The following is a 24,218-nucleotide window of genomic DNA, read 5'->3' as shown; positions in this document are numbered from 1 at the left end:
GTTGAACTGAAATGACCACCATCCTGGTCGTCGACGACGAGTATTTGATCGCTGACATTCTCAGCTTCGCACTGGAGGATGAGGGTTTCATGGTGGTAACCGCCAGCAATGGTCGAAAAGGGCTGGAGGTGCTCGATAGAGAAAGGCCTGCTCTAATCATTACTGACTTTATGATGCCGGTCATGGACGGTCTAGAGTTCGCTACATCTGTGCGAGCGCTTCCTTCCGGTAACGATTTGCCGATCATCTTGATGAGCGGTGCTCAGGCACACATCGGCATGCAGAGATCGGATCTGTTTGATGCAGTATTGGCAAAGCCATTCAATATCGATTTGATCATCGCCGAGGTTAGAAAACTCTTAAGTTCCGAGTAGCTGGCAACCGTTCAAAACAATGTGAATCACCCTGGGTTTCATAGATATTCGTGGTATCCGTTTTTGGACCACAGAACTTACTCATGAACAGCCGCTTCGGGTCGGTTGCGGTTAGCCGTGACAGGCAGCAACCGGCCAAAAGCGGACGTCGAGCCATTCCCCAGACCGTGTGCAAATCGCTCCTTAGCATGATCGACAACGCCTTAACGGCTAAGTAACGTTGCCTCAAGGCGGGCAATGGATGAGATCGGCGGCGTAGATGGAGGGTCAGCATGCAAGGCAAGCTAATTTATGAATTAACTGAGGAAGACTTCCGAGAGCACGGTGTCTGGTATTTCCCGATGGACGATGATGACTGGGAAATTGTTCGCCCCTGCCTGGAAGAGTGCGATACGACTGTGCTGGTGAGAACAGTTTTTCGCGGCGCTGATGGAGCCAGTTACGCTGGGTATGTGTACTGTAGTCTTACCGACGACATCGGTCATATCCAACCTAACCTGTTTTTACCCGATGGGTCCTCCATGACCTTTTGGGGAGGAGTTATCAAAGCTGTATGGGAGGACTGGATTCAGGGTGAAGCCACACGCTTGGTTTTTCCGATCACGTTTGAATCCGAGCCTTTGCTTGGAATGGCACAGATGACGGGGCAAATCGACGGACTCTATTATCTTGATGATGACAAGCGCACGCAGTGCTTAACTCCGCCGGTTTAAATTCATTAGCGGACGTTTAGAGCCTATCCGCGAGCGAATTGGATGATTTAGCTAGCGCTATTGAACGATCCGTCCCTGTTTCATTTTAACCGTGCCCAAAGCAGTCTAACTGCAGGAGCTTCTAGGTCCGCTAATGGCCGATAGCGGACAGTCTCTCTACTCCCTCCTCTGCAGCACACCCCCTACCTCCCCAACAACTCCCGAACCCGCCCCCCCAACACCTCCACCGCAAACGGCTTCGTCAACACCCCCATCCCCGCTCCCAACTGCCCATACCCCATCACCGCATTCTCCGCGTACCCGGTAATAAACAACGTCTTCAACCCCGGCCGCAGCTCCATCCCCGCCTCGGCCATCTGCCGCCCATTCATCCCGCCCGGCAACCCCACATCGGTCACCAGCAGATCAATATGCACATCCGACCTCAACAGTTTCAGCCCCGCCGCGCTGTCGGCGGCTTCAATCACGGTGTAACCCAGTTCGCCGAGGACGTCGGCGAGCAGCATGCGCACGGTGGATTCGTCGTCGACCAGCAGTACGGTTTCGCCGTGCCTGGCGACTTCGAGGGCGGTTTGGCCGGGTTGCAGGTCGTCGCCCGGGGCGGCGCCGTGGTGGCGTGGGAGGTAGAGGGACACGCAGGTGCCTTCGCCTTCGGTGGAGTGCAGGTGCACTTGGCCGCCGGATTGTTGGGCGAAGCCGTAGATCATGGACAGGCCCAGGCCGGTGCCTTGGCCGATGGGTTTGGTGGTGAAAAAGGGTTCGAACACGTGGGCCATCACGTCGGAGGACATGCCGGTGCCGGTGTCGGTGACGCTCAGGCGCAGGTACGGGCCTTCGCTGAGGTCGAGGGCGCGGGCGGCGTTGGCGTCAAGCCAGTGGTTGCCTGTTTCGAGCAGGATGCGGCCGCCTTCGGGCATGGCGTCGCGGGCGTTGATGCACAGGTTGAGCAGGGCGTTTTCCAGTTGGCTGACGTCGACGAAGGCGGTCCAGGCGTCGGCGGCGCCGGTGGTTTCGATCTGGATGCCGGGGCCGGCGGTGCGTTGGATGAGTTCGGCCATGCCGTACATCAGGGTGTTGACGTTGGTGGCGCGCGGTTCCAGGGTTTGCCGGCGCGAGAAGGCCAGCAGGCGTTGGGTGAGCACGGCGGCGCGTTTGGCCGAGCCTTGGGCGGCGACCATGTATTTGTCCACATCGGCCAGGCGGCCCTGGGCGATGCGGCGGTTCATCAGTTCCAGCGCGCCGGAGATGCCGGCGAGCAGGTTGTTGAAGTCATGAGCCAGGCCACCAGTGAGTTGGCCGACGGCTTCCATCTTTTGTGATTGGCGCAGCTTCTCTTCGGCCTGCATGAGCATCGCGGTGCGTTCGGCCACGCGCTGTTCCAGGGTTTCGTTGAGGGCGCGCAGTTCGGCCTGGGCGTCGCGCAGGGCTTCGTCGGCGATGGTGCGTTCCAGCAGGTCGGCGGCTTGGCGGGCAAGGATGTCGAGCAGGCGCAGGTCGCGTTCCGAAGGCTGGTGCGGTGTGCTCCAGTGGGTGGAGATCATGCCGAGCAGGCGACCATCACGCGACAGCAACGGGGTGGTCTGGGCCGAGCGGATGCCGGTGTTGCGGAAGGCTTGCAGGTCGTCGGTGCCGGCGATGTCGGGCCATTCTTCGAAGTCGCGGATGATGGCGCGCTGGCCCAACTGCAGGGCCATGGTGCAACTGCTGTAGGCCATGGGGCTCACCCATTGCCAGAACCCGACCGCTTCCGGTGGCAGGCCGCGCGAACACAAGAGCTGCAACTGGCCGCCATGGCCGGACGGGTGCCCCTCGGGGCACAGCAGCTGCATGGTGCCGAACTGCGAGCCGGTGATGGACACGGCGGCGTCGACGATCTTGCCGTAGAGGGCTTCGAGGTCTTGCTCGCCGATCAGGTCGAGGCTGATGCGGTGCAGGAATTCGATGTCCGACAGGGCGGTTTCCGAGTCGCGGGAAGCGGCGCTGGGAAAGGCGGCCGGGAAGGCGGTGCGTAGGGTTTTCATGGGGCTACCAAGGGAATGGCATTGAGCTATTAGCAGGTTATCAGCAAAGCTGTGACCACGCGCTATGGGCAGACGTTCGGTGGTGATCGCGGCAGAACGCGTGTGTGCGCAGACAGAGGTGTTTACACTGGCGGTTTTGTGCCAATCACTCAGGGAAGAAGTCGATGTCTACCGATCCGTTATGCCTGGTTTTCGTGCCTGCCCTGGTGGCCATCCTCACGGCAGCCGAGGCGGCAAAGGGCGCGCCGCTGAACGAAACCGAGGTGTGTGCGGTCCGAGACGCAGCCACCTGTATTGCGCTGCCGTTCAGCGCCGCGCTGGCGATGGAAACCGAGCGCGGTTATCCGGATATCGTCCCGGAAGACTGCTGGAACGAGTGGCAACGCGTGCGCCCTTCGCTTTCGTAACCCCGTTTTTGCCCGCTACGAATGGAATCGACCCCTATGTTCAGATCGCTACGCCCGTTAAAAACCTTCGCCGGCCTCACGCTGCTGGCCACCCTCACCGCCTGCGGCGCTATGACCGATGTGCGCTCGTTCTCCACGCCCTACACCTCCCCCACCAGCGGCGAGACCGCGCGCCTGCGGGTCATGAGCGATGGCATGGTGCGGGGCGTGCCCAAGTCCGACTGCATCAACTTCCGCCTGCCCGGCGCGGGTGTGATGGTGGCCAACCGCGACGGCTACGCCGACCGCAACGGCGAAACCCTGGGCATGGCGCCCGTCGCGCGCTATTCAAGTAACACGGTGATGACCGAACTGTTGGTGCCGGCTGGGCAGCCCATCGCATTTCATTACATCGGCGACCGTTGCTACAACATGTTCAGCTTCGTGCCGGAAGCGGGGATGGACTACGAGCTGGACGCCGCCAACCGCTATAAATGCGGGGTGACGCTCAAGCGCATGTTGGTCGGGGAGATCAAAGGCTCCCTGGTGCCGTTGGGTGAGAGCAAGTTGTGCAATTGGGCTGATAATTTCTAAGCAAGGCTCACACGCCATGGATATCCACGAGATCCAGCAACGCCTGGCGGGGGAATGGGCGTTTTACTACGACGTCTACTACCCCACTGCGCCCCTGTGGGAGCCGTCGAGCTTTAGCGAGGCCGCGAAGGCGGCGGCACAGTCAACAGTGTTGTCGCCTGACCCACCGCCTTCGCCGCCTCGCTAAAGCTCGACACCTCCCACAGGGGTCTGCGTAACGACGAAGATCCACTGTAGGCGCCGGCAAGCCAGCTCCTACAGTGGGTGCAGGTCAGCGGATGTACTCGGTCAACGCTGGGTTGGTGAGATCAAAAGCATCCGAATGCCGTTGGGCGAGAGCACGTTGTGCAATTGAGCCGATAATTTATAAAGCGCCGCCGGAGTAGCCCTTCAATGCAATGGAATACCTATTCACCGACCCATCAACCGCTATCCGATGATCTGGTTGACGGTATTCAAAAAGTCATCCGCTTCACCCTGCCCAACGACTACGTTGACTGCGTAAAGCGCTATCACGGCGGGCAACCAAAAGACCGGACCTTGACCATCGAGGTGGATGGCACGCCCTGGAACATCGGCTTCGGCATGCTGTTAACCCTGGACCCCTTCGAGAGCGCGGAGAACATCATCACCGCGCTGGTGACGCTGCGAGAACATCATCAACTGCCTGAACACTACTTGCCGATCGTGGTGGGCGGCGGCGGTGATTACCTGTGCTTCGATTATTCCAAAACGCCCGCCTCCCCCACGGTGGTGTTCTACTTTCATGAACTGGAGGTGGCGGAAGGCATGTTTGATGTCGCGCAGTCCTTCACCGCCTTGCTGGGGATGTTGCAACCCGAGGCGTAAGCCCAGCACTTGGGATTCACCCTCGCTCTGCCCGTTGGGTGTCGACGCTTCCAGAACATCGGCACAGCTGCCTTATTCCGAATGGGCCTGTAAAACTGTCAGAAATCACAGTACCCACCTCGGTGGCTGCCCTTTAGAGTGAAGGTCGGTCAACCGAGGAACTCACCATGCCTACCCTGATGTCCCTTCGTACAGCCGCCATGGCGCTACTGTGTCCAACTGCGCTGGCCAGCCTTGTGGCCTGTGCCCCCCACGCGACGACCCAGACGGCCACGTTCTGCCCGGCCATCGCCAGCATCCAGCAGACCAAAGAGGAACAGGGCTATAGCTACACCTCGATATCACCTGGCAGTGGATGGAAAGGCGAAAACCCATATGCACAGGAGCACTACCTCAAGGGGATGAAGTTCGAGTCGGCCGCCATCCGCACGGGCCAGGCGGGCCCAGGCGAGCGGGAGTACTACTTCGTGGCCTGTGACTACGAAGGGCCGGAGCAATTTGCATTTTTGAGGATGTCGCAACGCTTCCCGCAACGGCCGACTGCCGTAGGGCCAAACTGGAACGCGGACGACTTCTGCCGCGCAACGTCAGAGGATGGCTGCCCCTTCACAAATTTCGCGCCCGTGCCATAACCCCCTGTGGGAGCCGTCGAGCCCCAGCGAGGCCGCGAAGGCGGCGGCACATCCAACACATATGCCGCCTGCCCCACCGCCATCACCGCCCCACCAAACCCCAACAGCCCCAACCCAGGAGACTCTGTTAACCTGCTGCGCCTGCCCCTTTGCCGAGCGTCCCATGGCCCTCTCAAAACGCGACATCACGCGCCTCGAACGCGAGCTGGTCACAGCGCTCACCGACGCCTGCGACACCGCCAAAACCGAAATCCCCGGGTTTGAATGGCTGACCCACACGGTCAACCACGCCGACTTCCCCGGCAGCCTGCGCATCACCTGGGTCTTCGACACCCGCGCCAACAAGGACCACGCCGTGGCGACCGGGCTGGATGCGCGCATCCGCGAGCTGACCGCCACCGCCCTGCAAGCCGCCCAGCTCCCGCCCGTGCCGTTGCAGCGCTGCATTGCGCTGGACAGCGAAGAAGCCTGCCAAACCCAGCACGGCGGCAATTGGCGTTTGCGCCTCACCCGCTCAGCCAACTAGAGCCCGGCGCCCAACTGCTGGATAATGCCCGCCCTGCTCCCTGCTCGTCGAAAAGGAAGTTCCGCCCCATGAAGTTGCCGTTTTCCGCCGCCCTGCTCGCTGCTGCCTTGCTGGTGCCAGCCGTGTCCCACGCCGACGATGCCGCGCTCACCGACACGCTCAAGGCCTTCACCCACTGCGACGAGCGTTTCTTCAGCAACCTGAACACCCACCGCGATGCCTGGCAGGCTTATGCGCCGCTCAAGCAGGACAAGCACTTCAGCTGGATCGCGGTGCGGGATCGCACCAACCGCCAAGCCAATGCCGTGCCGGTGAGTGCGCCGGCCATCGCAGGGTTGAAGCTGCTGTCGTACAACGATGAAGTCGCCGATCTCGGCCCACTGGGCCTCTACTATTACTGGGGCTTCGTGGTGGACGGCGGTCTCGACGAGGTCGCCCAACGCCTCGCGCCGTTGATGGAACAACGCGGCGCGCTGATTAAAACCGAGGGGCAATACAGCCGCAGCGAGCTGAAGGTGGGCAACGGCTGGCAGTCGATCAAACCCATGCCGGGCAAGGCGCCGGGGTTGCGCCATGTGGAGCGTGTGCTGATCGTAGAGCCAGAGAACAAGCAAGGCACACAAACACGGGTGAGCTGTTCGGTACAGGGTGGCGTCAACGCCGGGATCCTGGCCGAGTTGCGCCCGGACATCGCGCCGGTGGACTACCCGCGCACCGTCGTCGAAACCTCCATCGGCGATGTGCCGGTGCCCGCCAACGTGCGTCAGCAACTGAACGTGCCGCTGTTGCAGCCCAAGTTCAAGACCTTGAGCTACAGCTACGTGTCGAAGGACGGCAGTGGCAAGGACAACCCGGTCAGGGTCACCTTCAACGCCGAGGGCGGGCTCCTGCGCAAGAACGAAGCCTATGGTGAGGCGTTCAATGTGGACCGCCTGATGCTGGCCGATCTGGTCCAGTTGAAATCAAAAATGAACGGCTTGGGCGCTGACCAGGTCATGCAAACCCAGTCGGCTGAATTGAAGGTGCCGAGCCGTTGGGCGCCCGGCCAAACGCTGAGCGCTTACATGAAAATGGCCTATGTGCCCGTCAAGCCCACCGACAAACCGACCGACACGACCTTGACCTGCCAGGTGGGCGAGCGCTTCCCGGCAAGCCAGGTGTTTACGTCGTTGACGGGCGATGCGATCCGGCTCAGCTGTGAACAGGGCGACTACAAGTCCACCCGTGCGTTCATCGAAGACCTGGGTGTCGCCCTGACGCTGGAGTCGGTGTCGAGCAAGGCGCGTATTGTGAATGAATACACAGCCTTTGATGTGGTGCGCTGACTAAAGCCCCAGCCCCTGCAACACTGTGTCGACCTGGCGCTCGAAGCCAGGTCGCTCGAACTTCACCAAGGCCATGCGCCACAGGCCTTGCAGGTAGGTGAGGATCACCGTGGCGGTCACTTGCGGGTCCAACGAGGCCGGCAACAGGCCCTGGGCCTGATCCTCGCCCAGGCGCTCGGCCATGATGCCGCGCACCGCTTCCAACCCTTGCTCGGCGCGCTCGCGCAGCTCCGGGTCTGACAACACCACGTCCGTCACCATCGCCGCCACCATGCACAGGGGTGATGGCATCTGTGCGCCTTCCAGGTCATCGAGGATCACGCTGAAAAATGCGCGGATGCCCTCGGCCGCCGTGGGCGCCGCCACCAGGGCTTCCAGGCGCCGCGCCACCACGTCGTCTTCGTAGCGTTGCACGCAGGCCAGGTACAGCTGCTTCTTGCTCTTGAGCGAGTTGTAGAAGGAGCTTTCGCCGATGTCCATCACCTTGAGCAAGTCGCGCAGGCCGGTGGCCACGTAGCCACGCTGCCAGAACAACACCTTGGCCTTCTCGACCGCCTGGTCGTAATCAAACGCTATTTTTCTTGCCATGGGGCACCTGCCGATTCTGTATCGGCCGATACAATATCATTGACGCGGGATTTCTGCTCGGGCTATTTTGTAGCGGTCGTTACAAAAAATTCCCTTGGAGACAGAAATGCCCGCAACATACGATTTTTCCGCCCATCGCCCCCTGGTCTTGCCGCCTGCCACCGAGGACGTCACGCCGTTTGAAGTGCACGTGCCCCAGGCCGCCCTCGAAGATTTACAGCTGCGCTTGCGCCTGGTGCGTTGGCCCGATCAGGAATTGGTGGAGGACTGGTCCCAAGGTGTGCCGCTGGAGGCGGCGAAGTCGCTGGTGGACTACTGGCTCAACGGTTATGACTGGCGCCGGTTTGAAGCGCGCTTGAACAGCTTCCCCCAGTTCCGCACGCGGATCGACGGCGTGGGTATCTACTTCATCCACGCCCGCTCGCCGCACCCAAATGCCACGCCGATCCTGCTGACCCACGGCTGGCCGGGCTCGGTGCTTGAGTTTCTGGAGGTGATCGAGCGCCTCACCGATCCGGTCGCCTTCGGCGGCACGGCTGAAGACGCGTTTGATGTGGTGGTGCCGGCGATTCCCGGCTACGGCTTTTCCGACAAACCCACCGAGCAGGGCTGGAACCCGGCGCGTATCGCCCGGGCCTGGGCGGTGCTGATGCGCGAGCGGTTGGGCTACAGACACTGGGTGGCCCAAGGCGGCGACTGGGGTGCGGCCATCACCACGGCGCTGGCCGGCCAGGCCCCCGAAGGCTTGAAGGCAGCGCACGTGAATTTGCCGATGGTGGTGCCGGCGCACTTGCCCGCCCACCCCACCGAGGAAGAACGCCAGGCCCTGGAAGACATCGAGCGTTACGTCAGCGACAAGGCCGGCTACGCCAACCAGATGAACACGCGCCCGCAAACCATCGGCTATGCCCTGAACGATTCGCCGGTGGCCCTGGCCACGTGGATGTATGAAAAATTCTGGGAATGGACCGACAACAACGGCTGCCCCGAAGACGCCCTCAGCCGTGACCAGATGCTCGATGACATCTCGCTGTACTGGTTTACCGGCACCGGCACCTCAAGTGCTCGCCTGTACTGGGAAGGCGTGGGCGCGACCATTCGTGGCGCGGACTTTTTCTCGTCGGCCCGGGGCGGTGTGGAGCGCATCCAGGTGCCGATGGGCGCGAGCCTGTTCCCCGCCGAAACCTTCAAGCCGCCACGCGCCTGGGCAGAGGCGGCGTGGGCCAACCTGTTCTATTGGAATGCCGTGGACAAGGGCGGGCACTTTGCAGCCTTCGAACAGCCGCAGGTGTTTGCCGAGGAACTGTGGAAGGCGTTCCGACCGTTTCGCGCCAGCGCCGGTTGATCGCGGCCATTGTGTTTTAGCCGTGGTTGCACTCAACTAAGCGCCCTCCCCTCTAGCGAGTATCGACAGTGGAACGTTATGAATCGCTGGTCATCGGTTTGGGCGCCATGGGTGCCGCCACGGTGTACCAATTGGCCAAGGCCGGCGTGAAGGTCGCCGGCATCGACCGTCATCACCCGCCGCACACGCTGGGTTCCAGCCATGGCGACACGCGCATCACGCGGTTGTCGGTGGGTGAAGGCGCGCCGTACGTGCCTATCGTGCGTAACTCGCACCGTATCTGGCGCGAGCTGGAGGCGGTGTCGGGGGAGGCGTTGTTCGAGCAGTCGGGGTTGTTGGTGCTTACGTCCAGCGAGGATTTCGACCCCAGTGATGCCACAGACTTCACCCTGCGCACCATCGCTTTGGCGCAAACCTACGGCATCGAACACGAGGTGCTGGATGCCACGCAGATTCGCCAGCGCTTCCCGCAATTTGCCACGGTGGCCAACGACGCCATCGGCTACTACGAGCCCGGTGGCGGGTTTGTGCGGCCAGAGCGCTGCATCGACGTGCAGCTCAAGCTGGCCGAGCAGCACGGCGCCACGCTGTACAAAGGCGAGACTGTGACCCACATCCGTTCGGATGAGCACGGTGTGACGGTGACCACCGACAGGCGCACGTTGCAGGCGGACAAGCTGGTGGTGAGTGCCGGCAACTGGGCGGGCGGGTTGTTGGGCGCGCCGTTTGATCAGTTGCTCAAGGTGTACCGGCAGCAGCTGTTCTGGTTCGAGCTGGAACCGGGTGCCGACCTGGTGGGGAAATCGCCCACCTACATCCTCACCCACGGCCGGGGCGACAGTCAGAACCACTACGGCTTCCCCGCGCTGCCCGGCGAAGGCAGCCTGAAGGTTGCCACGGCGCAGTATCACACCCACTCCACGCCGGAAACGCTGGACCGCACGGTATCCCCGGCGCAGGAACGGGAGATGTATGAGCGCCAAGTGCAGGGCCGTATTGCCGGGCTGACGGGCAAGGTGGTCAAGTCGGCCGTGTGCGCCTACACGGTGACGCCGGATCATCACTTCATCATCGACCAACACCCGACGTTGCAGCACACCCTGGTGGCGTCGCCGTGTTCGGGGCATGGGTTCAAGCATTCGGCGGCGTTGGGCGAAGCGTTTGCCCAATGGTGCATGCACGGCAAGAGCGAGCTGGATTTGTCCTCGTTCTCCCTGGCCCGCTTCAACGCCCCCTAACCCACCCGGAACCGCGCAACCTTGCCGGCGATGGCGGTGGGTCATTGACCGATGCACCTACCGCCATCGCCTGTAGTGAGCGGGCTTGCCCCGCGCCGCGGCATCCCTGCCCCACCGATAAACCTGACACACCGCCGCGCGGGGCAAGCCCGCTCACTACATTAGAAGCTGTGGATCAGGGTGCTGAAGAGGTCGTTCCTGGGCATTTTGCTTAGCGGGATCTCAGCGTTTTCGAACCATTCCCGGCTGGCCTCGGGGTGCGGGCCGCTGAGCACCACCACGCCCTTTTCAAAGGTATACCGCGCCGCCGCGACGTCGCCGTTGCGGTAGGTCGCCAGGGTCGTATAGTGCCCAGCCTTGGGCATGTAAGGACCGTCCTGAAAAAACACCTGATCCGCCTTGCCGCCCCACGTGACCTGCACGGCAGCGTCGACAATACCGGGCACTTCGAAACCGGGGCGGCCGGCTTCGCCGTCAAGATCTTGAGGGATCAGGCCGAGGTTGGTGTCATCCGCCAGGTAGGCGCCCATGCACAACCCCAGGTAGCGGCCGCCGTTGGCGACATAATCACGGATGGCCTCGCTGCGCGCCTCCCCCAGGCTGCGCAGGGCGCCGGGGATGTCCTGGCCGCCGCCCGGCTGTACATAGAGGTCGTAGTGCGCCAGGGTTTGCGGCGTGATATCGACGGGCTCATCCGCCCCCACAAAATCGATGTGGACGTTGGGATTGACCCGTTGCAGGGCCTTCGCCACGTTCTCGGAACAGTCGTCACAACCCGCCGGCCCCCGATAGATGGCGACACGGGTGATGGACGTCGCGGCGCCGGCCAGTGACGGCAGCAACAGGGCAAATGCAAACAACGGCGCGGCGATGGCTCGCAGGTTCATGGCAATGGGCTCCAGGGCAGACAGCCCAAAGCCTATAGCGATTGCGTCGTCCAATCCGTTAACAGTTGTAAGCAACCCCGCCCAGCGTCACCGAGCAAACGCGTACTCACCGCCCTGCTCCACCGCCTTGCGATACGCCGGCCGCGCCTGGAAGCGTTGTACCCACGCCGCCAGGTTCGGGTACGTCGGCAACTTGCCCTGGGCCTTGGCGACTTCGCCGATGAAACTCATCTGGATATCCGCCCCACTCAACTCATCCCCCAGCAGGTACGGCGTTTTACCGAGCGCTTCGTTCAAATAGCCCAGGTAATTGGCCACTTCCGACTCGATACGCGGGTGCAGCGGCGCGCCCGCTTCGCCCAGGCGGCCGACGTAGAGGTTGAGCATCAGCGGCAACATGGCCGAGCCTTCGGCGAAGTGCAGCCATTGCACGTACTGGTCGTACGCGGCGGTGGTTGGGTCCGGCTGCAGGCGGCCCTGGCCGTGGCGGCGGATCAGGTAGTCGATGATCGCGGCGGACTCGATCAGCTTCAGGTCGCCGTCTTCGATCACCGGGGATTTGCCCAACGCGTTGATGGCCTTGAGTTCCGGGGGCGCGAGGTTGGTTTTCGGGTCGCGCTGGTAGCGCTTGATCTCATACGGCAGGCCGAGTTCTTCGAGCAGCCACAGGATGCGCTGCGAGCGCGAGTTGTTGAGGTGGTGAACAATGATCATGACGTGCTCCGAAGGGCCAGTGGGGTCTTGGCAAGAGACTACGCCAGCAGCCGAGAGTGCCGGCAAATAAATTTCTAGGCGATACGCGCCATGGTTAGGATAGGCATCGATCTACAAGGAGCCCGCCATGGACCTGAAATTCAGCCACGTCGACATACTCGTCGAACACCTCGAAGACGCCTGCGCCTACTACGCGCACATCCTCAAAGCACGTATCTCCAAGACCTTCGTCTGGGAACGCGGCGGTTTGCACGTGCGTTATGCCGTGGTGCTGCTGGGCCAGGAGCGCTTCATGCTGGTCCAGCCGATTGCCGGCAACTTGCGCGAGCTGTTGGACGCCCACGGCGAAGGGATGATTTACCGCCACTGCTACACCACGCCGGACGTCGAAGTCGCCTACGACGAACTGGTTGCCGCCGGTGTGCAGCCCGAGAATGAAAACGGTGTGCCCCTGGCCCGCGAGAACCTGCAGTCGCCTTCCGGTGGTCGCATCATCTGGCTACCCAAGCGCTTCGGGCACTTCTCCATGGAGATCCTCGAAGAAGCCACGCTGGAAGCCTTCATCAAGGACGCGTTTGACTGATGGACGCCCATGCCGCCTGCGCCAGCAACGGCGCATGGTCAATCGGGCTGTTCTTGACCCGCCCGGACAACCACGCCCGGGCGTAACTCTCCGCCGCACCGATGATCAGTGACAGCAACAGCTCAGGCGGAATATGGCTGAAGGCTTCACGACGCTCAGCCTCGCTCATCCACTCGGTCAACTGCCGGTTGCGCTGTTTGTTGCGGGTGAGCAGTTCGTCCTTGTGCGGGCCGTTGGCCACGGCGAACCGGCTCTGGAACACAAAGCGCGCCCATTCGGGTTGCGCGTCGACCCATTCCACATAACTGCGCACCAGCGCTTCCACACCGGCCTGGGCGGTTTGCGCCTGCTCTAGATGGTGAGCGCGCAAAGCCGCTTGGTCTTCCAGCGCGGCAAAAAACAGCGCGGCGACGATGCCTTCCTTGTTGCCGAAATGATGGTAGATCGCGCCCACGCTGGTCTCGCAGCGGGCGCGGATAGTGTCGATGGTCGTCGCTTCAATGCCCACTTCGTTAAAGCAGGCCAGGGCCTCGCGCAGGATGCTGCGTTTGAGGTCGCTGCGCCGGCCTGGGAAGGTGCGCTCGAACAGATCAGGTGCGTGCATGAAGTGGCTCGGCAAATGTACGGAGTCTAAAGCGACAGCGGCCCAGAGAGAAGGCATGGCCTTGACACCTCTGGAATTTACAGAATATTGTTCCGTCACAGAATATTATTCTGTAAATTACCCAGAGGAAAACCCATGAGCCAGTTTCTCACTATGTTCAACAGCGCAGGCCCTGCCGCGTTCAGCCAGATGGCCTGCCAGGTGGCGCCCTACTTCAGCACCATCAACCCGCACATCGCCGAGCTGCGCCCCGGGCACGCGGTGGTCAACGTGCCGTTTCGCAAGGAAATCACCAACCACCTGGCCTCCGTGCATGCCATTGCCTTGTGCAACGCGGCGGAATTGGCCGGCGGCACCATGACCGACGTGTCGATCCCTCAAGGGGCCAAATGGATTCCCAAAGGCATGACCGTGGAATACCTGGCCAAGGCCAAGTCGAACATCCGCGCCGTGGCCGATGGCAGTGGCATTGACTGGACGACAGCCGGGGACAAGATCGTGCCGGTGGACATTTTCGACGAGGGCGAGGTGAAGGTGTTCACCGCCAGGATCACCATGAATGTGAAGCTTGCCTGAGGCCTGGGCGGCAGGCTCGGCCTGGGCCGAGCCATGCTTCACCCAACCGCCACCATCGACCACAACGAAGCCCCCACGCCGGTGATGCTCTCCCCCGCAATCAACCCCGCAGCCGCGGTGATCGCAAAGCGTTCGGTGAGGCTCGGCCAGCGGCAGCTCACCAGCCAGGTGAGGATCGCGCCCAGGGCCATCATCAGCGAGACCGAGGCCGGCAGCACAAAGGCCAGGCCCAGCGCGGCGGCGCTCGGGAGATAACGGGCACGATGGGCGGGCAAGGTGCTGTCCAGAATGCCCAGCAGCACGCCGACCAAGCCGCCAAGGGCGATGGCCCAGCGGATACTCGTCGACAACGAATCCAGCCCATGGGTGAGGGTTTGCGCCACGGCCTTCCAGGTGGCGACGGCCGGTGCCGGCCACTCCTCGGTGAGCAACATGGAGGACGGGTCAGGGATCAGCGCCAGGTAGGCGAACACACCGACGATGCTGCCGATGAAAATCCCCAGGATCTGCGCGATCACTTGCTTGTGCGGCGTGGCGCCAATGGCCTTGCCCACCTTGAAATCATTCATCAAATCGGTGCACTGCCCGGCTGAACCGCCAGCCGTATTGGCGCTCATCAGGTTGATCGGCACCTGCCCCGGCGCGGCGATGCCAAAGCTCAGTTGCGACAGTTGCCCGATCGCCCCAATCGGCGGAATGCCGGTGGCGCCCACCACGCGTGCGGCGACGGCCGCGAGGCAGATTGCCAAGGGGATGGTGAGCAAGGCCATGCCCAGGTGGATGCCGAACAGCAACGCCTGCAGGCTCACCACCAGCACGATCGACAGCGCCAAGCCGGCGGCCGGCCCCGGCTTGGGCAGCGTCCAGGTGGCCGCGCCGCTGGCGCGCGTCGAGCGATGCAACGCCCACAAGCGAATCGTCAACGAGGCCAGGGTGGAACACACCATCAGGCTCACGCCCGGCCACAGCAACCACTCCACCAGCGCGGCGAATTGCGGGCCGCTGCTGTCTGCCGGCAAAGTCACCAGGTGCTGCGCCAACAGCCAGGGGCCGAGGCCGCCCCAGGCGAGCAAGGCGCCGAGCAGCAGGGTCAGGCCCACGCGAATGCCGATGATGCCGCCAAAGCCCACCAGCAACAGGGACGGGTCAGCGGTAAAGGTCAGGCGTTCCAACGCGGCGCTGGGCGACCACCGTGGGAAGGCCCACACAAAGGTGTCCACCCACTTGACCAGCCCCGACAGCAACGCGGCACTGAGCAGCACTTTCAAACGTGTCGCGGCTTCACGGCCGTGGTTGTAGATGTGCAGCAGGGTTTCCAGGGTGGCCATGCCTTCGGGAAATTTCAGCGCCTTGTCGTTGAGCAACGACGGGCGCAGGTACCAGGCGATCCAGATGCCCAGGAAACTCACCGAGAAGACCCAGGCAATCATCGGCAGCGCGTCCAGCTGGTTGCCGGTCAACAAGGTGTAGGCCGGAATCGGCGCCACCAGCCCACCGGAGATGATCGACGCGGCGGCCGACGCCACGGTCTGGTTGATGTTGCTTTCGTGCAACGTCCACGGCAGCTGCTCGCCGGAGCGCTTGGCCAAGCCCTGGAAAATCGCGTAGCCGATCAGCAAGGCGATGATCGACATGTTGAACGACCAGCCGATCTTCAGTCCGGCGTAGACGTTGGAGGGGGTGAGCAGAATGCCGAGCACGCTGCCAGTGATGACGGCACGCAGACTGAGTTCGCGGGTGACGGGGCCATGCGGCAGGGTCGTTGCAGGCATGCGGATTCCTTTCGGCAAGGGAACGGGCTACCTGATAAGTGAGCCCTGCCTGCGCCGAAGGTTCAGGTGGAAGACCTGACCGGCCCCTGAAAACACCTGAGAACATCCTGTGGGAGCAAGCCCCCTCCCACAGGGGTGAGTTGTGTCAGCTCAACCCAGGCGGAACCGCGCCGTGTTATCACTCAACGCCTGGCTGCCCTTGCTCAAGGTATCCGCCGCACGGTTCACCGCGCGCGCACCGTCCAACAAACGCCCTGCCGCCTGATCCACCTGCTGGATATTGCCGCTCACCTCATCTGCAGTCGCCGCCTGCTCCTCCACCGCTGTGGCGATTTGCGCCAGGGTGTCGGTGACGTGCTGCACCGCCCCGGCGATCTCACCCAGGCGGGTGCCCAGGCCGGTGACGGATTCGGCATCTGTCAGCGCTTGTTCACAGGCAGCGCCCATCAACGCGACGGCCTGGCTCACGGTGGCGCGCAGGCTGTCCACCGTGCCGGCGATCTGCGCGGTGGAGGCCTGCGTGCGTTGCGACAGGCTGCGCACTTCATCGGCCACCACGGCAAACCCACGCCCCTGCTCACCGGCGCGGGCGGCTTCGATGGCGGCGTTGAGCGCCAGCAGGTTGGTCTGTTCGGCGATGCCGCGAATGGTGTCGACCACCGACTGAATCTGCTGGCCTTGCTGGCTGACCTGTTCCAGCGCGTTGGCGGTGTCGCCCAGGCGGCGGTTCAGTTGCTGGATGCTCGCCGTGGTGCGCTGGCTGTCGCGGCTGCTGTCTTCGGCAATGCGCCGGGTCTGTTGCGCGCTGCCCGAGGCCTGCTCGCAGCTTTTGGCGACGCCCATGGAGGTGGCAGCCAGTTGCGTGGCTGCTGCGGCGATCTGGCTGATTTGTTGTTGCTGGTCCTCGACTTCGGTGAGGGTGCTGCCCGACTGCGTGTTGAGGGTGAGCACAGTGGTGCCCAACTGCTGCGTCTCGTGGTTGACCCCCAGCAGGCTGGTGCGTAACTGCACCACCGCGACGTTGAGCGCCGTGCTGATCGCCGCCAATTCGTCGCGACCCTCCACCGCCACTTCCACACACAGGTTGCCGTCACGCAGGGACTCGGCCAGGGTGGTGATGCCGCTGGCGCTGCGGCGGATGGACGCTTGCAGGCACATGAACAGGTACAGCGCCGCCAGGGCCAGCAGGCTGAAGGTGGCCACCACCGGAATGAAACGCTTGAGCGAGCGGTCACGGTAATAACCCAGGCGTTCGTCCAGCGAATTGAGCGACTGGCTACGCAACGCACCCAGCGCACCGAGCATGCTGTCGACACTGCCATCGAACGTCGCCATGTCGAGCTTGATGGTACCGCCGAACACGCCTTCATCCAGGGCCTTGAGTTGGGTGTCGAGCAGTTGCAGGCTGTTGTCGTATTGCGCTGTCCATGGCTCCAGGCCTGGGTATTGCTTGGCCTTGAGCGAGGCGGCGGCCTTGACCAACTGGTCCCGCGCATCGCCGATGCGCCCGCGCAGGTCACGCATCTGCAGGCGGCTTTGCAAGGTGAACTGCCCGGAGGCAATGGACGACTCACCCACACTCGCCGTGCGGCCGATGCGCTCGATCAGGTCGGGGGTGTGCTGGGTGGAGATCTGCATCAGCAGGTAGGTTTCCAGCCACGGGTCGAGGATCAAGCCGGCGTCGAGGGTGATCTGTTCACGCAGGGCTTGCAGGGCGGTCAGGGCGGCGGTGAAACGGTCATAGCCGTCCGGCCACCAACCCACGGTGCGCTGGGACTGAGTGTCCATGCCCTTGACCGTGGCCTGCAACGCTTCGAAGCGCGCCATCGTGTCAGCACTGGCGTTCTGCGCTTTGAGGGCCTCGCCCAGGGCTTGCAGGCTTTGCAGAATGATCGGGCTGCCGGCGTCCACCTTGTCCATCGCCGCCTGGGCTGCGGGGGTGGGCGCGTGGAGGATGTCCACCGCTTTCCAGCGCGCGGCCAGGTTGCGCTGGGCGGTGAGCTGGGCGTCCAGCGCGTCCAGGGCCAACAGTTGGCGCACGCCGGATTGCTCGCTGGAAATCACCGCGAGCTTGTCGCGGTAGTCCTGGCCGATCATCCACAGGCTTCCGGCCAGGGGCAGCATGAACAGGAAGAACAGCACCTGGAACTTACGCGCAAAACCCAAGCGCCCGAGCAGGCGGATACCGGGGGACAAAAGACTGTGCATGGCCGACCACTCCCTAAAACAACCCACACGGTGCACCGAGGGGCGAAGCCTTGAAATGACTAGCAGCAAAATGCCATGTCATTGATTAGCTTGGCTCTAGCAAGATACGGGCCGTTGGTTGAGACGCAGGAGATCAGCGGGGTTGCACGCTACAGGTGCACAGCCAACGCCCCGAAATGGGGCAAAAGCACTCAGCCCTGAGGGCAGACCTGTAACGGATAAACACCCCGATCAACGGTAGGAGCCGGCTTGCCGGCGATGGCGGTGGGTCAGCTATCCAGGTTTCAGCGGGTGTTGCCCATGTACCGCTCGAAGTTGTTGATGTGATCATCCAGGTTGTCTTCCAGCATCATCCGGTACTGGTCGCAGAAATACTTGAGCATCGCCTCCCGCGCATCGGCCATTTCTGCGCCGGACTTGAAGTTGCGCGCGCTGGCCCAGGCGCTGAAGCGGGTGGCGCCGAACGTCATCGAGGCGCTGACTTCGCCAAGGTTCTCGCAGGTCTTGAGCTGCTCGTTCGACAGTTCGATATGTGCATCAGCACGGTCATAGAAAGCTTGATCAGTGGCATCTGCCATGGCGGGGTTCCTGGGTGAACGAAGAATGGCGGGCATTGGAACATATCCGCCAGGCGCCCCCAAGCAGGAGGCGCCCGTTGCATCAGCTCAATGCGAGCACCAACCGCTCAAGCCCGATACCAAACCCGGCACCTTCTCGGTACGCACCGCCGCCGACCACCTGTTGCTGCGCGCCCAGCGCAGGGCAACGCACTTCAAAACCGTTGCCCTCCAGGTAGTAACTCAGCCCACGCTTCACCGCCAGGCTCAACTCATAGTCGAGCCCCAGCGAATCCAAAAAACCGGTGCACAGTGCCTGGCTGCGCTGCAACGCCAACGCGGGCAATGGGCTGAGAATCTCCAGGCCCAGCTGGGTGAATTCTCGATAACGCCCGGCTTGCGGCCGCTCGTAGCGATAACAGCGCGCCACATAAAAGAACATCGCCTCTTCCCGACCACCGAGCAATTCGGCCGTGCGCTCCTGGAACAGCGCCGTGGCTTCGGGGATCAAGCAACACTTGCGGCCCGCCTTGTCATCAAAGGCCCACATCTGCCCGATGATTTCACTGCCACCGGCCTTTTCGATGAACGTGTCCTGGCCCCACAGCGCGGGCACAATGACTTCTTCAGCGCCCGCTTCGATGAAGCCAGCTCCGAAAGCGCCCCTCGATTTTTCGCATCAGTGCCGCTTCTGTTCCGGTCACGATTCGGGTTCCGCGCAACATGGTCATGGGGTAAATCTCCATTTCTACAGACAATAAAAAAGGCGCCGGGAGGGGCGCCTTGGGTTGGGTTCATTGAGTGATCAGAAGGTTTGATCAATCCGTGAATGCAAGCAACCGCGGCCCCTTGGGAAAGGTCCGTGGTGGTGATGGCGGTTGCTTTGAGGAAATTGAGTCATGCCCGATCCTGGCACATCTGTAGGAAAAGTTACAACCCCAGCAACGCCGCAATCCACTGCGCCTGCCTGGCGACTTCTTGCCGCTTCTCGTCCGGCACCGCCTGGCGTGCGCGCTCAAAGCTGGCCAGGGTTTTCTTTTTCTGGCGCAGCAGGTGCTGCCACTTGGCCAGGAACACCGGGCTGCGCGCCTGCATCTGCAGCGGGCCGAAGTACAGTTCTTCGCCGGTGTAGGTCACAGGCTCGGCGCGTTCAGCCACGATGATTTCGTAGTAGAAGCGGTTTTCCCGCAGCAACTCTTCGCGCAGGATGTGGTAGCCCTGCTCCATCAGCCACTGGCGCAACGGCTGCTCGCCGCCATTGGGTTGCAGGATCAGGCGTTCGTGACCATTGAGGTGCGCCTGGCCAGCGTCGAGGATGTCGCGGATGGTTTCGCCGCCCATGCCGCACAGGCTGACGGCAGTGATGCCATCATCGGGTTCGATGGCCGCCAAGCCGTCAGCCAGGCGCACCGTCACGTTCGCCTCCAGGCCGTTGTCGCGCACGGTTCGTTGGGCTGCGTGGAACGGCGTCACCGCCACCTCCCCCGCCACCGCTGCCGTGATCGCGCCGCGACGCATCAGCGCCACCGGCAGGTAAGCGTGGTCCGAGCCGATATCAGCCAGGCGTGCGCCCGCGGGCACATTGGCAGCCACGCGCTCCAGGCGCTGGGACAAAGTGTGTTCGTTCAACGGGTTTTACTCTCCAGAAAATCGATCGCGGCTGTTGGTCAGGTGCAACACCATGGCCGCCCGCGCGGCGTCCGGGTCCTGGCGCTTGATCGCATTGAAGATCGCTTCATGCTCCAGGTTCGCCAACTGCCCCAGCTTGGCGAAGTCGGCGCCACCGCGCTCGGCGCCCTTGACCTGGGTGCGCGGGATCATCGCATTGCCCAGGTGCAGCATGATCTCGGTAAAAAAGGTATTGCCCGTGGCCTCGGCGATCAGTTGGTGGAAGCGCTTGTCTTCCTCCACGCAGCTGTCGTTGTTGGCCAGCGAGGCCTGGTAGTCATCCAGCGCCTGGCGCATGTGGGCGAGCTGTTCATCACTGCGGCGCTGCGCGGCCAAGGCCACGGCCTGCACCTCCAGCCCCAGTCGCAACTCCAGCATGTTGCGCACGCTGGCGACGGTGTCCACGTGCAGGCGCAATCCCTGCTGGGCACTTGGCGCCAGCACGAAGGTGCCGATGCCGTGACGCGTCTCCACCAGGCCCGAGGCCTGCAACTTGGAAATCGCCTCGCGCACCACCGTGCGGCTCACGCCGTGTTCACCGACGATGGTGGATTCCGACGGCAGTTTTTCACCGGGCTTGAGCTGGCCGAGCAGGATGCGCTGGGTCAGCGCGTCGACCACGCCTTGGGCCAGGTTGTTGGAGCGCTTACGGACAAGGGTTCGGCTTTCAATAGGCATCGCGACGGGTCCACGGGGCTGAGCTGGTGGGAGCTTAACACCCTGCTCGGAGCCCACGCTGGCTCGATGCAAAAAACCCTCAACTTGTATGACAACCAATATTAAGGCCGCCGTTCATGTTGACAACCGCACAGCAGCCCGCCTCCTTCAACGCTGCTTGCACAACCCCAAAGAAGCCCAATAAATACGGGACAAATAACCAAATTACTCGATTCCATCATGGCCTTATAAGAACAAATTCACACCACACCGCATTGCGAACTCAAGAAAACCACTTGTATGATGTCTATCAACAAAACACGCAAACCCGCATAAAAATAATCAGGGGGAGTTTTGAATTGTGAACAATTCAAACCATGCAGCTGCCACGCCAGAAACAGAGTCCGTGCTCGCGCGCACCGTCAGCAAAGTGAAGAGCCATGTGCTCCCACTGTTCGTGATCATGTTCATCCTCAACTACATCGACCGGGTCAATATCGGCTTCGTGCGTACGCACATGGAGCATGACCTGGGCATCGGCGCGGCGGCCTACGGCCTCGGTGCCGGGCTGTTCTTCATCGGTTACGCGCTCTTCGAAGTGCCCTCCAACATGCTGCTGCAAAAGGTCGGCGCGCGTATCTGGCTGACCCGCATCATGTTCACCTGGGGCATCGTCGCCACGCTGATGGCGTTCATCCAGAACGAAACCCAGTTCTACATCCTGCGCTTCCTGCTGGGCGTCGCCGAAGCAGGCTTCTTCCCCGGCGTGATCTACTACTTCACCCGCTGGCTGCCCGGCGTGGAGCGTGGCAAAGCCATTGCGATCTTCCTCAGCGGCTCGGCCGTTGCTTCGCTGATCTCCGGCCCGCTGTCAGGTGCGTTGTTGCAGATCGAAGGCTTTGGCTTCCACGGCTGGCAATGGATGTTCGCCATCGAAGGCCTGGCCTCGGTGGCGCTCGGCTTCTTCGTGTGGTTCTGGCTCGACTCCAAACCCCACGACGCCAAATGGCTGACTCGCGAAGAACAGGACGCCCTGGTAGACGCCATCGATCAGGAACAGCGCGAGCGTGAAGCCCTGACCACCGTCAAACCCAGCCTCGGCAAGCTGCTCAAAGACCGTCAGATCCTGCTGTTCTGCGTCTTGTACTTCTGCATCCAACTGACGATTTACGCCGCCACGTTCTGGCTGCCGAGCATCATCAAGAAGATGGGCGATCTCAGCGACGTGCAGGTGGGCTTCTTCAACTCGATCCCGTGGCTGATCTCGATCATCGCCATGTACGCCTTCGCGTCGCTGTCGGGCAAATTCAAGTTCCAGCAGGCCTGGGTCGCCGCCGCGCTGTTGATTGCCGCAGCGGGCATGTTCATGTCCACCACGGGCGGGCCGATCTTTGCCTTTGTGGCGATCTGTTTTGCGGCCATCGGCTTCAAGTCGGCCTCGTCGCTGTTCTGGCCGATCCCCCAGGGCTACCTGGACGTGCGCATCGCCGCGGCCGTGATCGCACTGATCAACTCCATCGGCAACCTTGGCGGCTTTGTTGCGCCGACCACGTTCGGCTTTCTTGAACAGACCACCGGTTCGATCCAGGGCGGCCTCTACGGGCTGGCCGGCACTTCGATCCTCGCCGCGATCCTGGTGTTCTTTGCCAAGACCTCGCCTTCTGCCGTGTTGACGCCGTCCGGCGGCGTGCCAACCGGCGCAGCACTCAGCAAACCTCTTTGAGCTTATTTAGGAACGTGCCATGACCACTCCCGTTATCACTCACTTCCAGGTCATTCCGGTGGCCGGCCACGACAGCATGCTGCTCAACCTGAGCGGCGCCCACGGCCCTTACTTCACACGCAATATCGTGATTCTCAAGGACAGCAGCGGCAACACCGGCGTCGGTGAAGTGCCCGGCGGCGAACGCATCCGCGAAACCCTGGAAGACGCCCGCAGCCTGGTGATCGGCCAACCCATCGGCCAGTACCAGCGCATCCTCAACCAGATGCGCAGCACCTTTGCCTCTAGGGACGCGGCCGGTCGCGGCCTGCAAACCTTTGACCTGCGCATCACCATCCATGCCGTCACCGCCATGGAAGCCGCGCTGCTCGACCTGCTCGGCCAGTTCCTCGAAGTGCCGGTGGCGGCGTTGCTCGGCGAAGGCCAGCAGCGCGATGCGGTGAAAATGCTCGGCTACCTGTTTTACGTCGGTGATCGCAACGCAACCGACCTGGCCTACCGCAACGAGGCCGACGCCGAGGATGACTGGTTCCGCCTGCGCCACGAAACAGCCCTGACCAGCGAGGCCGTGGTGCGCCTGGCCGAAGCGGCCAAGGCCAAATACGGTTTCAATGACTTCAAGCTCAAGGGCGGCGTGCTCAGTGGCGATGAAGAGATCGAAGCCGTCACCGCCCTGGCCGAACGCTTCCCGGACGCGCGCATCACGCTTGATCCGAACGGCGCGTGGTCACTCAAGGAAGCCATCCGCCTGTGCCGTGACCAGCACAAGGTACTCGCCTATGCCGAGGACCCGTGCGGCGCAGAGAACGGCTATTCGGGCCGCGAAGTCATGGCCGAATTCCGTCGCGCCACGGGCCTTAAAACCGCCACCAACATGATCGCCACCGACTGGCGCGAAATGGGCCACGCGATCCAACTGCAATCGGTGGACATCCCCCTGGCCGACCCGCACTTCTGGACGATGCAAGGCTCGGTGCGCGTGGCGCAGATGTGCAACGAATGGGGCCTGACCTGGGGTTCGCACTCCAACAACCATTTCGACATTTCCCTGGCGATGTTCACCCAAGTGGCCGCCGCCGCACCGGGCGATATCACCGCCATCGACACCCATTGGATCTGGCAGGACGGCCAGCGCCTGACCCGCGAACCGCTGAAGATCGAAGGTGGTTACGTGAAGGTGCCGAGCAAGCCGGGCCTGGGCGTGGACATCGACATGGACGCCGTGGCCAAGGCCCACGAACTGTACAAGGGCATGGGCCTGGGTGCCCGGGATGACAGTGTGGCGATGCAGTTCCTGATTCCGGGTTGGGCATTCAACAACAAGGCGCCGTGTCTAGTGCGGTAAGGCCAACACAGGTAAACAACTGTGGGAGCGGGCTTGCTCGCGAATGCGGTGGATCAGCTACAGATGTGCTGGCTGACACACTGCATTCGCGAGCAAGCCCGCTCCCACCGTTGATCGTCGTCTTGTTCAAGTCCGCGTCTTGCGGGCTGCAATCGGTTGTACCGTGAGCTCGACACCCAACGCCAGCATCAGTTTCTGGACCGTTTCATAACGGGTTTTCGAGCCGCCCTTCAGGGTTTTGTACAGACTCTCTCGATTGACCCCCGCCGCCTCGGCCACCTTGTTCACGCCTTGGGCCTTGGCCACTTCGGAAAACGCCGCCATCGCCGGCAA

The 24,218-nt window shown here is 62.4% G+C and carries 26 protein-coding genes and 1 pseudogene; 15 read left to right on the top strand and 12 right to left on the bottom strand.

The window, feature by feature from the left end; genetic code table 11:
- Positions 1 to 11: 11 nt before the first annotated feature.
- The gene (locus ACVWVP_RS14130) at positions 12 to 374 is read left to right on the top strand and encodes a response regulator (RefSeq protein ID WP_259174902.1); all 363 of its coding nucleotides are present in this window, start codon (positions 12 to 14) and stop codon (positions 372 to 374) included.
- 272 nt (positions 375 to 646) lie between these two features.
- Complete coding sequence (locus ACVWVP_RS14125) at positions 647 to 1,087, top strand: hypothetical protein (protein WP_457406607.1); 441 nt, start codon at positions 647 to 649, stop codon at positions 1,085 to 1,087.
- Between the two features lie 182 nt (positions 1,088 to 1,269).
- Here ACVWVP_RS14125 and ACVWVP_RS14120 read toward each other — a convergent pair whose 3' ends face one another.
- Entirely contained in the window at positions 1,270 to 3,108 is a 1,839-nt protein-coding gene (locus tag ACVWVP_RS14120; RefSeq protein WP_457406604.1) for an ATP-binding protein, read from the bottom strand.
- A 164-nt stretch (positions 3,109 to 3,272) separates the two neighbouring features.
- Here ACVWVP_RS14120 and ACVWVP_RS14115 point away from each other — a divergent pair, with 164 nt between their 5' ends.
- The 7 genes from ACVWVP_RS14115 to ACVWVP_RS14085 all read left to right on the top strand — a co-directional run bounded on the left by ACVWVP_RS14115 (position 3,273) and on the right by ACVWVP_RS14085 (position 7,420).
- Positions 3,273 to 3,515: a hypothetical protein gene (locus ACVWVP_RS14115; RefSeq protein WP_178925661.1), complete on the top strand. Its 243-nt coding sequence runs from the start codon at positions 3,273 to 3,275 to the stop codon at positions 3,513 to 3,515.
- A 36-nt stretch (positions 3,516 to 3,551) separates the two neighbouring features.
- The gene (locus tag ACVWVP_RS14110) at positions 3,552 to 4,088 is read left to right on the top strand and encodes a hypothetical protein (RefSeq protein WP_457406602.1); all 537 of its coding nucleotides are present in this window, start codon (positions 3,552 to 3,554) and stop codon (positions 4,086 to 4,088) included.
- Between the two features lie 16 nt (positions 4,089 to 4,104).
- A complete protein-coding gene (locus ACVWVP_RS14105; RefSeq protein WP_457406600.1) occupies positions 4,105 to 4,275 on the top strand; it encodes a hypothetical protein in 171 nt (56 codons plus the stop codon).
- Between the two features lie 206 nt (positions 4,276 to 4,481).
- Complete coding sequence (locus ACVWVP_RS14100) at positions 4,482 to 4,937, top strand: SMI1/KNR4 family protein (RefSeq protein ID WP_259173745.1); 456 nt, start codon at positions 4,482 to 4,484, stop codon at positions 4,935 to 4,937.
- A 167-nt stretch (positions 4,938 to 5,104) separates the two neighbouring features.
- Positions 5,105 to 5,569 carry a hypothetical protein gene (locus ACVWVP_RS14095; RefSeq protein WP_259173748.1) on the top strand — a complete coding sequence of 155 codons (465 nt, stop codon included), beginning with the start codon at positions 5,105 to 5,107 and terminating at the stop codon, positions 5,567 to 5,569.
- Between the two features lie 163 nt (positions 5,570 to 5,732).
- On the top strand, positions 5,733 to 6,095 hold the full coding sequence (locus ACVWVP_RS14090; protein WP_178925659.1) for a hypothetical protein: 363 nt from the start codon (positions 5,733 to 5,735) through the stop codon (positions 6,093 to 6,095).
- Between the two features lie 68 nt (positions 6,096 to 6,163).
- Positions 6,164 to 7,420 (top strand): hypothetical protein, encoded by a 1,257-nt coding sequence (locus tag ACVWVP_RS14085; RefSeq protein WP_457406595.1) that lies wholly within the window; start codon positions 6,164 to 6,166, stop codon positions 7,418 to 7,420.
- On the opposite strand, the gene ACVWVP_RS14080 is transcribed toward ACVWVP_RS14085, so the two are convergent.
- Positions 7,421 to 8,008 (bottom strand): TetR/AcrR family transcriptional regulator, encoded by a 588-nt coding sequence (locus ACVWVP_RS14080; protein WP_259173752.1) that lies wholly within the window; start codon positions 8,006 to 8,008, stop codon positions 7,421 to 7,423.
- A gap of 106 nt (positions 8,009 to 8,114) precedes the next feature.
- Here ACVWVP_RS14080 and ACVWVP_RS14075 point away from each other — a divergent pair, with 106 nt between their 5' ends.
- Together ACVWVP_RS14075 and solA are read left to right on the top strand one after the other, a co-directional pair.
- The gene (locus ACVWVP_RS14075; protein WP_457406592.1) at positions 8,115 to 9,353 is read left to right on the top strand and encodes an epoxide hydrolase family protein; all 1,239 of its coding nucleotides are present in this window, start codon (positions 8,115 to 8,117) and stop codon (positions 9,351 to 9,353) included.
- 68 nt (positions 9,354 to 9,421) lie between these two features.
- The gene (solA, locus tag ACVWVP_RS14070; RefSeq protein ID WP_457406589.1) at positions 9,422 to 10,591 is read left to right on the top strand and encodes an N-methyl-L-tryptophan oxidase; all 1,170 of its coding nucleotides are present in this window, start codon (positions 9,422 to 9,424) and stop codon (positions 10,589 to 10,591) included.
- Positions 10,592 to 10,752: 161 nt separating this feature from the next.
- On the opposite strand, the gene ACVWVP_RS14065 is transcribed toward solA, so the two are convergent.
- Positions 10,753 to 11,478: a BPL-N domain-containing protein gene (locus ACVWVP_RS14065; protein WP_457406587.1), complete on the bottom strand. Its 726-nt coding sequence runs from the start codon at positions 11,476 to 11,478 to the stop codon at positions 10,753 to 10,755.
- Between the two features lie 87 nt (positions 11,479 to 11,565).
- The gene (locus ACVWVP_RS14060; RefSeq protein WP_178925655.1) at positions 11,566 to 12,192 is read right to left on the bottom strand and encodes a glutathione S-transferase family protein; all 627 of its coding nucleotides are present in this window, start codon (positions 12,190 to 12,192) and stop codon (positions 11,566 to 11,568) included.
- Positions 12,193 to 12,319: 127 nt separating this feature from the next.
- On the opposite strand from ACVWVP_RS14060, the gene ACVWVP_RS14055 reads away from it, so the two are divergent.
- Positions 12,320 to 12,775, top strand: a complete 456-nt coding sequence (locus ACVWVP_RS14055) for a VOC family protein (protein WP_259173764.1) — start codon at positions 12,320 to 12,322, stop codon at positions 12,773 to 12,775.
- Here ACVWVP_RS14055 and ACVWVP_RS14050 read toward each other — a convergent pair.
- Positions 12,756 to 13,379 (bottom strand): TetR/AcrR family transcriptional regulator, encoded by a 624-nt coding sequence (locus tag ACVWVP_RS14050; RefSeq protein ID WP_457406584.1) that lies wholly within the window; start codon positions 13,377 to 13,379, stop codon positions 12,756 to 12,758. The genes ACVWVP_RS14055 and ACVWVP_RS14050 overlap by 20 nt on opposite strands.
- Positions 13,380 to 13,514: 135 nt before the next feature.
- Here ACVWVP_RS14050 and ACVWVP_RS14045 point away from each other — a divergent pair, with 135 nt between their 5' ends.
- On the top strand, positions 13,515 to 13,955 hold the full coding sequence (locus ACVWVP_RS14045; protein WP_178925652.1) for a hotdog fold domain-containing protein: 441 nt from the start codon (positions 13,515 to 13,517) through the stop codon (positions 13,953 to 13,955).
- A 38-nt stretch (positions 13,956 to 13,993) separates the two neighbouring features.
- Here ACVWVP_RS14045 and ACVWVP_RS14040 read toward each other — a convergent pair whose 3' ends face one another.
- From ACVWVP_RS14040 to ACVWVP_RS14015, 6 genes are all read right to left on the bottom strand, one after another.
- Positions 13,994 to 15,727, bottom strand: a complete 1,734-nt coding sequence (locus ACVWVP_RS14040) for an OPT family oligopeptide transporter (protein ID WP_457406582.1) — start codon at positions 15,725 to 15,727, stop codon at positions 13,994 to 13,996.
- Positions 15,728 to 15,877: 150 nt separating this feature from the next.
- Positions 15,878 to 17,935 (bottom strand): methyl-accepting chemotaxis protein, encoded by a 2,058-nt coding sequence (locus ACVWVP_RS14035; protein ID WP_457406579.1) that lies wholly within the window; start codon positions 17,933 to 17,935, stop codon positions 15,878 to 15,880.
- A 284-nt stretch (positions 17,936 to 18,219) separates the two neighbouring features.
- Entirely contained in the window at positions 18,220 to 18,513 is a 294-nt protein-coding gene (locus ACVWVP_RS14030; RefSeq protein WP_457406576.1) for a DUF3144 domain-containing protein, read from the bottom strand.
- 82 nt (positions 18,514 to 18,595) lie between these two features.
- Positions 18,596 to 19,135, bottom strand: a complete 540-nt coding sequence (locus ACVWVP_RS14025) for an ATP phosphoribosyltransferase regulatory subunit (RefSeq protein ID WP_259174364.1) — start codon at positions 19,133 to 19,135, stop codon at positions 18,596 to 18,598.
- 287 nt (positions 19,136 to 19,422) lie between these two features.
- Positions 19,423 to 20,121, bottom strand: a complete 699-nt coding sequence (locus ACVWVP_RS14020) for a tRNA (adenine(22)-N(1))-methyltransferase (RefSeq protein ID WP_457406574.1) — start codon at positions 20,119 to 20,121, stop codon at positions 19,423 to 19,425.
- A 6-nt stretch (positions 20,122 to 20,127) separates the two neighbouring features.
- Positions 20,128 to 20,838 carry a FadR/GntR family transcriptional regulator gene (locus ACVWVP_RS14015; protein ID WP_178925647.1) on the bottom strand — a complete coding sequence of 237 codons (711 nt, stop codon included), beginning with the start codon at positions 20,836 to 20,838 and terminating at the stop codon, positions 20,128 to 20,130.
- A 340-nt stretch (positions 20,839 to 21,178) separates the two neighbouring features.
- Between ACVWVP_RS14015 and ACVWVP_RS14010 the strand changes: the two genes are divergently transcribed.
- Together ACVWVP_RS14010 and gudD are read left to right on the top strand one after the other, a co-directional pair.
- Positions 21,179 to 22,540, top strand: a complete 1,362-nt coding sequence (locus tag ACVWVP_RS14010; RefSeq protein ID WP_457406571.1) for an MFS transporter — start codon at positions 21,179 to 21,181, stop codon at positions 22,538 to 22,540.
- A gap of 19 nt (positions 22,541 to 22,559) precedes the next feature.
- The gene (gene gudD, locus ACVWVP_RS14005; protein ID WP_457406569.1) at positions 22,560 to 23,885 is read left to right on the top strand and encodes a glucarate dehydratase; all 1,326 of its coding nucleotides are present in this window, start codon (positions 22,560 to 22,562) and stop codon (positions 23,883 to 23,885) included.
- Between the two features lie 126 nt (positions 23,886 to 24,011).
- Here the strand turns inward: gudD and ACVWVP_RS14000 are convergent.
- Positions 24,012 to 24,209 (bottom strand): annotated as a pseudogene (locus ACVWVP_RS14000) (addiction module antidote protein); the annotation flags it as partial.
- Positions 24,210 to 24,218: the final 9 nt, after the last annotated feature.

The organism is Pseudomonas sp. TE24901 (assembly GCF_054058375.1).
This window is presented reverse-complemented; position numbering and strand designations above follow the sequence as displayed.

Coding starts and splice junctions, on each gene's coding strand:
- ACVWVP_RS14115 (WP_178925661.1), top strand. CDS start 3,273: ATGTCTACCGATCCGTTATGCCTGGTTTTCGTGCCTGCCCTGGTGGCC.
- ACVWVP_RS14125 (WP_457406607.1), top strand. CDS start 647: ATGCAAGGCAAGCTAATTTATGAATTAACTGAGGAAGACTTCCGAGAG.
- ACVWVP_RS14040 (WP_457406582.1), bottom strand. CDS start 15,727: ATGCCTGCAACGACCCTGCCGCATGGCCCCGTCACCCGCGAACTCAGT.
- ACVWVP_RS14045 (WP_178925652.1), top strand. CDS start 13,515: ATGAGCCAGTTTCTCACTATGTTCAACAGCGCAGGCCCTGCCGCGTTC.
- ACVWVP_RS14105 (WP_457406600.1), top strand. CDS start 4,105: ATGGATATCCACGAGATCCAGCAACGCCTGGCGGGGGAATGGGCGTTT.
- ACVWVP_RS14075 (WP_457406592.1), top strand. CDS start 8,115: ATGCCCGCAACATACGATTTTTCCGCCCATCGCCCCCTGGTCTTGCCG.
- ACVWVP_RS14110 (WP_457406602.1), top strand. CDS start 3,552: ATGTTCAGATCGCTACGCCCGTTAAAAACCTTCGCCGGCCTCACGCTG.
- ACVWVP_RS14015 (WP_178925647.1), bottom strand. CDS start 20,838: ATGCCTATTGAAAGCCGAACCCTTGTCCGTAAGCGCTCCAACAACCTG.
- ACVWVP_RS14130 (WP_259174902.1), top strand. CDS start 12: ATGACCACCATCCTGGTCGTCGACGACGAGTATTTGATCGCTGACATT.
- ACVWVP_RS14100 (WP_259173745.1), top strand. CDS start 4,482: ATGCAATGGAATACCTATTCACCGACCCATCAACCGCTATCCGATGAT.
- gudD (WP_457406569.1), top strand. CDS start 22,560: ATGACCACTCCCGTTATCACTCACTTCCAGGTCATTCCGGTGGCCGGC.
- ACVWVP_RS14095 (WP_259173748.1), top strand. CDS start 5,105: ATGCCTACCCTGATGTCCCTTCGTACAGCCGCCATGGCGCTACTGTGT.
- ACVWVP_RS14085 (WP_457406595.1), top strand. CDS start 6,164: ATGAAGTTGCCGTTTTCCGCCGCCCTGCTCGCTGCTGCCTTGCTGGTG.
- ACVWVP_RS14120 (WP_457406604.1), bottom strand. CDS start 3,108: ATGAAAACCCTACGCACCGCCTTCCCGGCCGCCTTTCCCAGCGCCGCT.
- ACVWVP_RS14065 (WP_457406587.1), bottom strand. CDS start 11,478: ATGAACCTGCGAGCCATCGCCGCGCCGTTGTTTGCATTTGCCCTGTTG.
- ACVWVP_RS14060 (WP_178925655.1), bottom strand. CDS start 12,192: ATGATCATTGTTCACCACCTCAACAACTCGCGCTCGCAGCGCATCCTG.
- ACVWVP_RS14090 (WP_178925659.1), top strand. CDS start 5,733: ATGGCCCTCTCAAAACGCGACATCACGCGCCTCGAACGCGAGCTGGTC.
- ACVWVP_RS14030 (WP_457406576.1), bottom strand. CDS start 18,513: ATGGCAGATGCCACTGATCAAGCTTTCTATGACCGTGCTGATGCACAT.
- ACVWVP_RS14080 (WP_259173752.1), bottom strand. CDS start 8,008: ATGGCAAGAAAAATAGCGTTTGATTACGACCAGGCGGTCGAGAAGGCC.
- ACVWVP_RS14050 (WP_457406584.1), bottom strand. CDS start 13,379: ATGCACGCACCTGATCTGTTCGAGCGCACCTTCCCAGGCCGGCGCAGC.
- ACVWVP_RS14055 (WP_259173764.1), top strand. CDS start 12,320: ATGGACCTGAAATTCAGCCACGTCGACATACTCGTCGAACACCTCGAA.
- ACVWVP_RS14035 (WP_457406579.1), bottom strand. CDS start 17,935: ATGCACAGTCTTTTGTCCCCCGGTATCCGCCTGCTCGGGCGCTTGGGT.